We start from the raw sequence: 12231 nt of genomic DNA, 5'->3' as shown, positions 1-12231 counted from the left end.
TAAGCCGAAAAGCTGCGCCAACCTCATCAATAACATCAATCGCTTTATCAGGTAAGAATCGATCATTAATATAACGACTGGCAAGCTCGGCAGAGGCTTGCAGGGCTGTCATTGAGTATTTTACACCATGATGCTTCTCATAACTTCCCCTAAGGCCTTTCAAAATAGCTACGGTCTCATCGACTGAAGGCTCCTCTATATCCACCTTCTGAAACCTGCGGGACAGGGCTCTGTCTTTTTCAACATAGTTTTTGTACTCTTCATACGTTGTCGCACCGACACATTTTAAAGAGCCGTCCTGCAAGGATGGTTTGAGCAGATTAGAGGCATCCATGCTGCCTCCGCTGGTTGCCCCAGCACCAACAATGGTATGCATTTCATCAATGAAAAGTATGATGTTTCCCGCCTTCTTGACCTCTGTTAATACCTGCTTGAGTCGTTCCTCAAAGTCTCCACGATATTTTGTTCCTGAAAGAAGAGAGCCCATATCAAGAAGATGAATTACCATGCCATCGAGCAGATCAGGAACATTGCCTTTATGTATTTCAAGGGCAAGACCCTCGGCAATAGCGGTTTTCCCAACGCCAGGCTCGCCAACCAAAAGCGGATTGTTCTTGCGTCTTCTGCATAAAATCTGCATGACACGCTGCAACTCATCCTCACGTCCAATCAACGGGTCAATGCGGCCTTTTCTTGCCTGCTCTGCAAAATTGACTGTAAATTTTTCCAGGGCAGACTCTTTTTGCTTGGGGGCCTCTTTTTCCTGATTTTCGGATCCACCCTCATCATCGTGCCGGTCAGCAGCTTTATCGCCAATGCGATGTGAGAGGTATTCAACAACATCAGCCCAGCCGATCGCAAAAAATAAACCGCATACGAATCTCTTTCGGAAAAAATCGCAGCCAGTACATCACCGGAATCAACCTCTCTTTTGCCACAGCTCTGCACATGAGCAATGGCTCTTTGGAGCACGCGGTTAAAGCCAATAGTCTGCAAGGGCTCGCCACTCTCTTTTACACGTCCGCCAAGATGCTCCTTGGCAAAGAACTCATCGAGCTTCTCCTTAAGACCCTGTAAACTCGCCCCGCATCCTCTAATTACGGCAACAGCCAACTCATCATGCAGCAGCCCATATAAAATATGCTCAACAGTGACATGTTCGTGTTTATGGGCTTTGGCCTCACGAATGGCCATCACCAGTGCAATTTCAAGTTTCGTACTAATCATATAAGCCAAGCCTCTTCATCGGAGAGAATCGCAAACAACCAACCACATTTCATATCGTGCAGCCACAAAGTGTGTTGCCTTCCCGTCATACCCTTTCCATGGTGCAACGCAGCGGGTGTTCATTCTTTCTGGACATATCATGAACCACAGCAACCTTTGTTTCTGCTACATCCCGGGTATAAACTCCCGCAAGACCAACTCCTTTTTTATGGACATTAAGCATTATCTCGGTGGCCGCCACAGCGTCTTTATTAAAAACCGCCTCAAGAACCATCACCACAAAATCCATGGTTGTATAGTCATCATTATGCAAAAACACCTTAAACAGTGGCGGTTCCTCGACTTTCTGGCGCTCTTTGTCGATGATTTCGCTTTCATGGCCATTGACTATATCTTCATTTCCCATCGCATTCCTGCCAGAGATCCTGATCCCTTGACACCCTCTTATTTTAGCTCGAAATAATTTATTAACACAAGCACTGCTTTTCAGTTTGAGCAGACCACCTAAACTACAAATAGGACTCAATATTTTCAGCTACCTGTAAGGCAGCCTCTTCCAAAAAACTATCCAGCAAGGCGTTCATTGTTTTTTCACTGTGTGAGATGTTAAGCATTTCTTTAACATACCGCACCGTCCTCTTTACAACTTTTTTTTCACCCACCTTCCCGATATAGCAATCAACCTCCACAACAAACTCATACTCGGTTTTCACCCGAGCGGTAATCGTCGAGGCCTGTAAGATAAACACGCGAATATGGCCGCCAATTATAGTCATATTATCAGCCTGACGCCCCAAGTCGCCTATCGACAAATCCCATAAGTTCTTATCGGTTACCCGGACAGCATGTTTTTTCTCAGTCAGTCTCAAGGTAATTAAGGCCTGGAGCGCCTTTGCAACCTCTCCTCTCATTGTTTTGAGCTTTTGCTGCCGATCACCCACATGGTGTACTCCAACTTCATTGTTGACAAAGAAATCCTCTGACAATGCCTGAAAGACGACCAACCCGTCTTTCTTCGTGCCCGAGAACTCGGGGATCGATGGAAAAATGTACCTGTCGCGCATCACTGAGCAGGAGCTCAAAACGATAAGCAAGGCAAGAAATAACGCCCACGTTGCTCGCTTCACCCAGAATCCGCCTATCCTTTTTTCTGCCACTACTTGACAGTTAAACTCTTCCATAAGAACCTCTCGAAAAATATTTGTGGGGAAACAGATGAACTCTTCAAACAATGCTCTACTTTCAGCAGTTCAGCTAATTTTTCTGCCAAGGATGCTATTGAATTCTGCCCCGCTTTATTAAACATCATGAACAAGGCATAAGGGTGAACCGGCAACAACCCAATCCACTCTTCTTTGGCAACTTTCAACTCCGGCAAATAACCCTTTTGAAAAACAGCATAGCTCATATTGGGCACATAGGACGGGGGTTCTGACTCCTGAATCGATCGAACCAGCAGCAGTTTTTTAAGATGATTACGCAGGCCGGAAACCAGAACCAGGGGATGAACGCCATCGTTAAACAGCCGTTGTGTTATGACAAGGGCCTTGATCAACTGTTGTTCAGAGTAGGCCTCAGTGAGTTCAAACAGGGCATCCTCACGAGTTCTACCAACAATCTCCCTGACGCTTTGCAAGGTTACAACAGGATTCTCCCCTGCATACAAGGCGAGTTTTTCCGTTTCCCTAACCACAGCGACCGGATGAAATCCGACCCGCTCCAAAAGCACCGTTACCGCCTGCGGTTCTATTTGCTTGCCAAACTCTGTCAACGTTTCACTGATCAAGGATCTCAGTACTGCTTCCTGATCCGTACGAGCCGCCTTGGAACTGCCCCCCTCCACAGAAAGATCCGCCACAACACCGTTTTTGTCAATAAACTTATACAGCTTTTTCCGTTTATCAGCTGCCTCAGCCAGAAGAATAAGTATGTTGTTCTCAGGTATTCCCGCCTCAAAGGCCTCTCTAAAAAGATCTGCCGGATCTTTTTCTGGGGCCTGGCTTTCAACACTGCCCTCCGGGGAAGTCACCGGATCATTCAACGAGTTTATCTCCGGAGGCTTTGTAATAGCCTGAGCAACCGCCTTCGAATGAAAAAGACGTGTATCGGAAACGCGAGTTATCTGTTTTCCTGGAAACAGGCTGTAGGTCTTCAGAGAGGCCAGAGTTTTAACTGGGTCTTCATGGTTTCCGTCGATCAGGCTAACAGGCTGTCTGGCAGCTTGATCAGGAACAAGCTGGGAAATAAGCCGGTCGGCGACCTGACTACACAAATACCGATCACCAACCAGCAGATAAAGATTACTAACCTTCCCCTGGCCCGCCGCTTTCAGCATTTTATCTATATCGTTTCTTTTATAGGTTGCCATTGCTCGTTCAAAAAAAATTGACCTTTGTCTGTCAAAAATATACTGTGGAAATACAAATTCCGCGAAGCAAATCGCCCAATCGTTTATTTTCTGGGTTTAATCAGCTTTTTATAAATAGCAATCACTTTTTCGCCAACAGAAGCCGGTTAATCAACTTAAAGACTATGCGCATCGAAGACAACAAGAAAAAAGTAGGCCTGTTGCTCGGAGGCTCAGGTCTTATCGGCGGCTCCCTCACCCATTACTTTAAAACCCACGTCGACCAGGACATTGAGGTACTGGCGCCAAACAGCAAAAAACTCAGCCTGCGCGTTGCCCAAGACATTAAGCAATATCTGACAAAAATAAAGCCCGATTTTATTATCAACGCGGCAATTGCCTCAATTGATTCCGGGCCGCTCATAGCAATGGAGACCAACTACATTGCCACTGTAAATCTTGCCAAAGCAGCCATTAAGCTCAATATTCCCTACATCCACATCAGCTCTGCAGCCACAATGCCGCATGGGGATAACCTTGACGAGGACCAGTTGCTAGAGCTTCAGCCAACTATGAGTAATTACCCAAAATCAAAACTCATGGCCGAGCTAACACTCAAGCACTTGGGGGAATCAGAAGGCCTGGATTACACCGTGATTCGCTTAGCAGTGGTTTATGGCAAACATGACCACAAGATACAAGGTTTTCATCGCCTGTTTCTCTCTGTCGCTGACCATGCAGTCCCTTTCATGATGACCCAGAAAGGGGTAAAGCATTCATCTTCGAACACAAAAAAACTGCCGCCATTCATTCTGCACGTGTTGAACAATCGAGATGAGTTCTCCGGCCAAACCTATAATTTTGTAGACCCGGAACCTGTGGAACTGGCCCAGATTATTCTCACTATAAAATCGTACCTCCAGCTAAACCTGCCTAAAGAGATATATATTCCATACTCGATTGCCATAACCGCCAAGACATGGCTTAAATGGCTTATGCGCAAACTCAGTATCATCAGCATTGAGGCTCGAATGCCCGCTGAGCTTATATTCTTAGAAAATTTTTACCATAGCCAGACTCTTTCATCGGCCAAGATTGCAGCATCCAGCTATGGGTTAGTCGATAAAGACACGACAGTTTTCACTGAACTCCCACATATGATAGAGTATTATTTAACCAGATGGGAACATCTCAATCTCATTGAAACCTATAACGAGTCCTTTTATCTTCCGAAAACACAGACCAACGCCTTTATCAACGATCCCCAGAATATATTGGATCTTGTCAAAGCAAATCGGAGCGAAATCATTACTGATTTTTCAGATCTGAACGGCTCCTAATTACAAAATTATACTTGACTAAATTTAAGCAATTCCTTATCAAGACAACACTCATTTTCATTCCGGTGTTAAAGTAAAAGATGAGTAACGTAGTTTCTCGACCATCAATTCACAGGAACGTTAACCCAACTATTCAGCAGGAGTAGGCTTGTGGAAAAGGAAGAATTCCAGCAGATTCGCAAAGAACTCGATAAAACCCAAAAAGAGTTAGCCGCGCTGCTTGGCGTTTCAATTAAAACAATGCACAGTTATGAGCAAGGCTGGCGAAAAATACCCGCCCATGCCGAACGGCAGATACTTTTCCTGCTCTCACGAAACCGTACTCCAGAGGGTTCCCTCAAGCCATGCTGGGTAATCAAAAACTGTCCACCTAAAAGAAAGAAACTTTGCCCAGCCTGGGAGTTTCAAGCCGGGAAACTATGCTGGTTCATCAACGGTACGATTTGCGAGTGCAGTGCCCAGAGCGATTGGCATAAAAAAATGGAAATCTGTAAAGAGTGCGAAGTCATTAGGTCCTTCTTGCCAAAGAGATAACCGCTGTCGTAAACTGATCGCAACTGCAAACAGTATTAGATATTCGCTCATCCACCGCTGATGGCTGCCCATAACACCCATCCTTTCCCGCCCACTATTTTCGAAACATAGCCTCCTTTGACTCTCTAAAGATCGTGTTCCTGTTCTTTTGGTTTAGCATAGTTTTCAGTTTTTCACCGGCCTTTGCCTCTGTAATTGATGCCCCACATAATGAAACAAATCGTATAAGCTGTGGTGACTGCCACTCCTACTCACTATGGTGGGAATACTCTCCTGCAGGCAACCAGGCAAATTACGCGCAAATCTCAAATGATGTCTGTAATAAATGTCACGGTCCAGGCCAATACGCCCCCAACAAACTTTCACACTCGGCTGCTACAATGGCAGAAATGCATAAAACAAAGTCTGGCGACTGGCAGACAAAATGTATTGACTGTCACGATCCGCACTTACAGGGCCAGCTCGATTGGGCTATTATTGATCCCTCTTTAAAGCCTGATTTGTACCTGGCGACCGGAAAACGTGGCAACGGAATAGTTGATTATGATCCCGGAACCAACACAACCACATTTGATTATACGGAAGCAGATGCCCAGAGTGCCTGGCTTGATCCGGCTCTTTGGGCCGCAAAATCAGGCGCAACTAGAGGCCTGATTCTTACTATTGAAGATCCGAGTGGCAGCATCACTTTTGAAGTTAACAGCGCCGTCGAAACAAACCCCATAGTTCAGGGAACAGGCAATGGAGCGGGAACGATAGAGGTTCAAGGAGAGGTACCAGCCTCCTTTTCTTCCGGTTCATCCTTTGCACTACTATACGGTCAATTAATACGCCAACAAATTGTCACCCCTAACACCAGCGTCATGAATGTGAAGTTTTTTGATCCCGGCATCACCTATTCATCTGGTTTGGTTGGTGGCCCTGCTGATCCGCTAGGAGCCACCCCCGAAGGCATATGTCAGGTCTGCCACTACTACTCACGATACCATAACTATGACCGCCAACAGCCAGACCCTGCACACATTGATTTTCCTGACGGCGCCAGAATCCCAGTTACTGCGCATAACCAAGATACCGCCTGTCATGAGTGCCATGGAACCGCAGAAGGATTTAAACCGATTAATGCAGATCACACCTTTATGACCAGTGCGGGAACAACCTGTGCCAACTGCCACTTAGCCAGTGAAGACTTTGTTGTAGATACCCATAGCGGAACCTGTGGAACTTGCCATATAGAAGCACCAACTCTTCTCGAAACGGTAATAACTGGTACAAGTGGTAAATGGCCAAGTACACCCCATGCCGCCGGCAACTGCTATGACTGTCATGACAACGATGGCCCAGGACCTGACGATATCACCACAGACTTCACCAACCATCCCAAAGCCTTCGACAGCGACGGCAACCCAGTTAACGGCTTTGACGGCCATGATGGTCAACTGCTGAGCACTACTACCTGCACAAACAACTGTCATTTCCACTCAAACGACTCTGGGGGAACTCGTGTTCCTAAGGATATTGTTGCTGAGATCCACACCGGCAGCCCAACGCCTTCAGACCCCTGCATTAAGTGCCACGAGCTCGTAGAATTAAGCCCGGGCACCTATTCCGGCACCCAGCTTACCGCCAAAGGGACCTATAGCGGTTCCGGAAAACTTATTGGTTCTGCAACTGCCGGCCAGGGTGATTGCGCAAACTGCCACACTGCCATCGCCACAAACTGGAAAAACCATCCCAAGCAGGCATCACACGCAGGCCAGGTTGACGACACTGGAACCGCCCTTTGTTTCCGCTGCCACCAGTACAACCCAAGTTCTCCAGAACTTATCATAGATATTGTTCATGCCAACAATTGTGGAAACTGCCATGACGGTTTAAACCAGGGAGCCTTGCGAAGCCTCGCAGCAAGCAATGGAGTTGGTGACTGTACCAACTGCCACGGCTCCGAATTCTATCTGCATGACACCAGCCAATTCAGGACTTTTAACCACCAGACTTACGGCTTAGTCACGCCAGAACCGGTAGGCTCTGCAGTGGAATGTATGCTCTGTCATAACGAAGGTTCAAGCAACCCTGGCGGGGCCGACATGATTTATGATGTCCATTCACCGATACTGGCCCCCCTCGAAGTTCCCGACCCTAATTTTAATGTCTGTGCTTACTGCCATGACGATCAGGGTTTCCTTATCGGCAGTGCAGCCGGGCACGGTGTTGCCGATCTTAACGGCAGCCCCAATACCTGCTCAACCTGCCATACTGACCATGCTTCCGGTCACCCAAGTCACACCATAGTCGGCATGAATGGCACCTTGGTTGACATACCCAGTTGCGTCAGCTGCCATGACGGCGAGAAAACAACCGTAGTTCATAACAACAAATGTCTGTTATGCCATGAGGCCCTATTCCGTCAACAAATTGCCACCATGAGGCTGGGGCTTCCTGACCCTGTTACAGCCGGAGATCTTGACGGCCATCTTGACTGTCTTGAATGTCATACTAAACTCGACAACTCATTTTTCTCTGCCGACTCACGGACTACAGGATACAAACTAGGTCATTCGAAAGTCAGTGACCATCTTGGTAAGGTCGACAACGTCCCAGGCTGCAGCAGCTGTCACGACGGGGAACCTCTCTATGACGTTCACTGGGGCTTTGGAGGTATTCTCTGTGGAAACTGTCACACCCAAACTGGCGAGCTGCAAGGCAGTGCCAGCGGTCGCGGAACAGGCAAACCTGCTGTTGGCACCGACAATGACTGCATGGACTGTCATGGCGCCTTTGCTCAACACAGCACCTTACCCATCGATCTCAGCCACACTCTGGAAGTCAGCCTGACACCAAGCTGCGGAATTACCGGCTGTCACGCTGAAGCCGATCTTGTTGTTGGCATCCATGACCTCAACGGCTGCGCTACCTGTCACGATTCCAGCCGGTCAACCAATGTTGATCCGGGCTCAACAGTGACAGATAACGTCTCTACCGGCCTCATTGCCACAGTGACTGGCTCTGTTGATGTCGGCGCTGTTGGAGCATATATCGTCTCCTATGACGTTGTTGACGATGCCGGAAACCCCGCGACCCAGGCAACCCGAACAGTGAACGTCATTCCATGACAGGATGATCGCGCGGAGGCTATAATCGTTTCGCAACTGTGATACCTTAAATTTGTGTGCTGGGGCTGGTTTAAATACGTAAAAACTATTTAGTCCAGCCCTTTTTTTTGTCGTTAACAAAAAATAATTAAAAAAAATTTACTAGTGATATCTCTCCTCACCTAAAAAGAGCCGTTTCTCCATTCCACACTGCGTAACTCGCACCACCCTCAAATAAAACCACCAGCAAATAACGACACTCCCCCAGCAGTCCCTCTCCAAAAAAAAAATCATGTAATATTAATTAATGTATTATACTGTTTTTCCGAATCGATGTTAAGCGTTGGTGAGCACCACAAACACGCCTAATACCATAATCATCAAGACTTTTATTTATATAATTTCAACTGACCAAAAGAGGAAACCTATGAAATGCAGAGACAGAAACATTGTACGATTTTTACTATTAACAGGTTTTTTGGCAACTCTTTTAAGCATATCAGCCGCATCCGCATCGGTCATTGATGCCCCTCATAATGAGAGTAACAAAATCGGCTGCGGTGATTGTCATACCTACTCACTGTGGTGGACGTACTCTCCAGCCCAAAGCCGATCTGATTACTCTCTAATTGCTGACGATCTTTGCAATAAATGCCACGGTTCCGGCGGATATGCTCCGAACAAACTTTCGCACTCGTTTGAGACCATGGATCTGATGCACAAGCAGAGTGCTGGCGATTGGCAGACAACCTGTGTTGACTGCCACGACCCTCATTTACAAGGCCAACTTGATTGGCTCACCATAGAGCCCTCTGTCGTAACTGATCTCTATCTGGCAACTGGAAAACGCGGCACAGCAACCATGAGTTATGACAGTGCATCCCACTCAACGACGTTTGATTATGTTGACGCAGATGCCAGGCCCGGCTGGCTTGACCCGGCACTTTGGTCGGTAAAAACTGACGGCACCAGGGGCCTCATTCTGTATATTAACGACCCTGCAGGCAGCAGCACCTTTGAGGTCAACAGTGCTGTAGAGAGCCTTGCCATTATCCCGGGAACACCCAGTGGCACCGGAACGATAACCGTCCAAGGCGAAATTCCGGACACCTTTAGCCCCGACGCCGAGTTTTCCCTCTTTTATGGTCAGTTGTTAAAACAGTCAATCCTCACACCCAACACAAGTGTAATGAGCGTTAAGTTTTTTGATTCAGGCATACAATACGATTCCGGTCTTATCGGTGGTCCTGCCGACCCTGTCAGTAACCCTCCAGAGGGAATCTGTCAGGTTTGCCATTATTACACACGCTATCACAACTATGACCGACAACGACCTGATCCAGAGGATATTGACTATCCTGATGGCGCCAGAATCGCGGTTATTGACCACAACTCCGGCACTGTTTGCAATGAATGCCATCCTACTGCAGAAGGCTTCAAACCAATAAATGCCGACCATACATTCCTTAGTAGTGCAGGAACAACCTGTGCCAACTGCCATTTAGCAAGTGAAGACTTTGTGGTAGATACCCACAATGGCACCTGTGGCACTTGCCACACAGAGGCCCCGCAGCTTATTAGTGCGGTATCAACCGGTACCGGCAATAAATGGCCAAGCTCACCACATGCCTCTGGCAACTGCTATGACTGCCATGATACCGATGGTCCGGGACCTGACGATATAGCCGGCGATTTCTCAAATCACCCCAAGGCCTTTGACAGTGACAATAACCCTGACAATGGCTTTGACGGACACGATGGACAGTTAATCGCTACATATGGCTGTACCAATAATTGCCATTTTCATGCGGGTAAAGATATTGTTGCCGAAATTCATACCGGTGAGTCAGTGCCTTCTGATCCATGCGTTAAATGCCACGAGTTAACCGTAGTGGATCAGGGCACCTATTCTGGCACCAAGCTTACCGCCAAAGGCACCTATGATGGTTCCGGTAAACTTATCGGGTCAGCAGTTTCTGGGCAAGGCGATTGCGAACACTGCCACAGCACCATTGCAACTTATTGGCGAGCACACCCTAAACAATATACCCACGAAAACCAGGTGACAGTGACAGGAACAGGGTTGTGCTTCCGCTGCCACTGGTACGATATCAATAATAAACCAGAAGATATTATCGACAGCATTCACTACACCGTTAACGGCTCATGTGACATGTGTCATGGAGTTGACGGGGCACTTAAAAGTCTTACCGCAATCAACGGTCCTGGAGATTGTACAAATTGCCATACTTCCAGTTTTGCGCTGCATGATATCAGCAGATTTGTGTCCTTCGATCATCGAACTACCGGGCTTGTCACACCAGAACCTGCCGATGCGGATGTCCATTGTATGTTATGCCATAATGAAGGCCAAAACAACCCAGACTCACCCTATTTGATTCTGGACGTACACTCTCCCCTTATTATTCCGCCCGCAACTCTCCCCGCCAACTATAACAACTGCCTGGCGTACTGCCACGATGACCAGGGATATCTCATCGGCAGTGCGGTTGGACACGGCTTTGCCGACCTTAATGGCGTTCCTAACACCTGTTCAACCTGTCATCCAGAAGAGTTGCACAATCACCCAAGCCACTCAGAACTGGGCATGAACGGTTCGGTAGCACCAACGGACAGCTGCGTGAGCTGCCATATCGGGGATCGCACAGTCGATATACACTCAAATGACTGCCTCTTATGCCATGAGGCCTTGTTCAGGCAACAGCACCGAGATCTGAGAGCGGGGCTTCCCAACCCCGACACCGCAGGTGATATGGACGGCCTTCTTGATTGCATTGAATGCCACACCCAACTTGACACCTCTTTCTTCAGTGCGGATTCACGTATCCCAGGCGATAAGTTAGGACACTCCAAAGACGATGATCATCTCGGCAAAGTTGAAGGAAATCCAGGATGCATGAGTTGCCACGACGGAGATCCTCTCTATTCAACGCACTTCGGCATTGGTCCCTGCACTGGCTGCCATGCACTCAGTGGTGTCCTCATTGGCAGTGCAGCCGGAATGGGAACAGGTAAACCTGCCATTGGCATCGAAAATGACTGCGTTACCTGCCATGGTACGTTTGATCTGCACAGCAGTCTGCCCATTGAGTTCAGTCATTCGCTAGAAGTCAGCCTGACCCCAAGCTGTGGAATTACCGGCTGTCACAGTGAAGCTGACCTGGTGCTTGGCATTCACGATCTCAACGGCTGTTCTACCTGTCACGCTTCAACTGGCGAACTCAGAGCACCAGCAGTGCCTCTGGGCGGTGATTGTCAAACCTGCCACACAACTTATTTTGATGGACACCAGCATGGTACAAATTCACATGAAGTAATTGCTGGAGGTGATACCTCTGAGACCATATCTTTTGGCCAGCAGCCTTGCTATAACTGTCACCATGATTTGAGCTGGAGCGGAATAATCACTATTCACAACATCGATAACAGTGGCAACTGTGCTACCTGCCACGAATCAACTAGAACAATAAATGTCAACCCAGCCTATGCGGATATCGCCGAAGTCATTCTGGTAGGCGATGCCAACACGCCAATTACCTGTTTGGATTGCCACTCAAATGCCACAGGCTTTGATCATTACTGCGGCAATGGTGTGGTTAACAATGTTGGTGAACAATGTGATGATGGGGCACTTAACAGTGATACATCTTCTGATGCCTGTAGAACCAAC

At 47.7% G+C, this 12231-nt stretch carries 7 protein-coding genes and 1 pseudogene; 4 read left to right on the top strand and 4 right to left on the bottom strand.

The window, feature by feature from the left end; genetic code table 11:
* The 4 genes and pseudogenes from HQK80_12430 to holA all read right to left on the bottom strand — a co-directional run bounded on the left by HQK80_12430 (position 1) and on the right by holA (position 3595).
* A pseudogene (locus tag HQK80_12430) lies at positions 1 to 1227 on the bottom strand (AAA family ATPase).
* Positions 1228 to 1312: 85 nt separating this feature from the next.
* Entirely contained in the window at positions 1313 to 1633 is a 321-nt protein-coding gene (gene clpS / locus HQK80_12425; protein ID MBF0223010.1) for an ATP-dependent Clp protease adapter ClpS, read from the bottom strand.
* Between the two features lie 103 nt (positions 1634 to 1736).
* Entirely contained in the window at positions 1737 to 2408 is a 672-nt protein-coding gene (locus HQK80_12420; GenBank protein MBF0223009.1) for a hypothetical protein, read from the bottom strand.
* Positions 2384 to 3595 carry a DNA polymerase III subunit delta gene (holA, locus tag HQK80_12415; GenBank protein MBF0223008.1) on the bottom strand — a complete coding sequence of 404 codons (1212 nt, stop codon included), beginning with the start codon at positions 3593 to 3595 and terminating at the stop codon, positions 2384 to 2386. The genes HQK80_12420 and holA overlap by 25 nt, the downstream gene beginning before the upstream one ends.
* Positions 3596 to 3759: 164 nt before the next feature.
* Here holA and HQK80_12410 point away from each other — a divergent pair, with 164 nt between their 5' ends.
* The 4 genes from HQK80_12410 to HQK80_12395 form a co-directional block, all read left to right on the top strand.
* Complete coding sequence (locus HQK80_12410; GenBank protein MBF0223007.1) at positions 3760 to 4914, top strand: NAD(P)-dependent oxidoreductase; 1155 nt, start codon at positions 3760 to 3762, stop codon at positions 4912 to 4914.
* A gap of 150 nt (positions 4915 to 5064) precedes the next feature.
* Positions 5065 to 5448 (top strand): helix-turn-helix domain-containing protein, encoded by a 384-nt coding sequence (locus HQK80_12405; GenBank protein MBF0223006.1) that lies wholly within the window; start codon positions 5065 to 5067, stop codon positions 5446 to 5448.
* A gap of 380 nt (positions 5449 to 5828) precedes the next feature.
* Positions 5829 to 8561: a DUF5011 domain-containing protein gene (locus tag HQK80_12400; GenBank protein ID MBF0223005.1), complete on the top strand. Its 2733-nt coding sequence runs from the start codon at positions 5829 to 5831 to the stop codon at positions 8559 to 8561.
* A 406-nt stretch (positions 8562 to 8967) separates the two neighbouring features.
* The coding region (locus tag HQK80_12395) for a hypothetical protein (protein MBF0223004.1) at positions 8968 to 12231 on the top strand (3264 nt) is incomplete at its 3' end.

Source organism: Desulfobulbaceae bacterium (genome assembly GCA_015231515.1).
Taxonomy (GTDB): domain Bacteria; phylum Desulfobacterota; class Desulfobulbia; order Desulfobulbales; family VMSU01; genus JADGBM01.
This window is presented reverse-complemented; position numbering and strand designations above follow the sequence as displayed.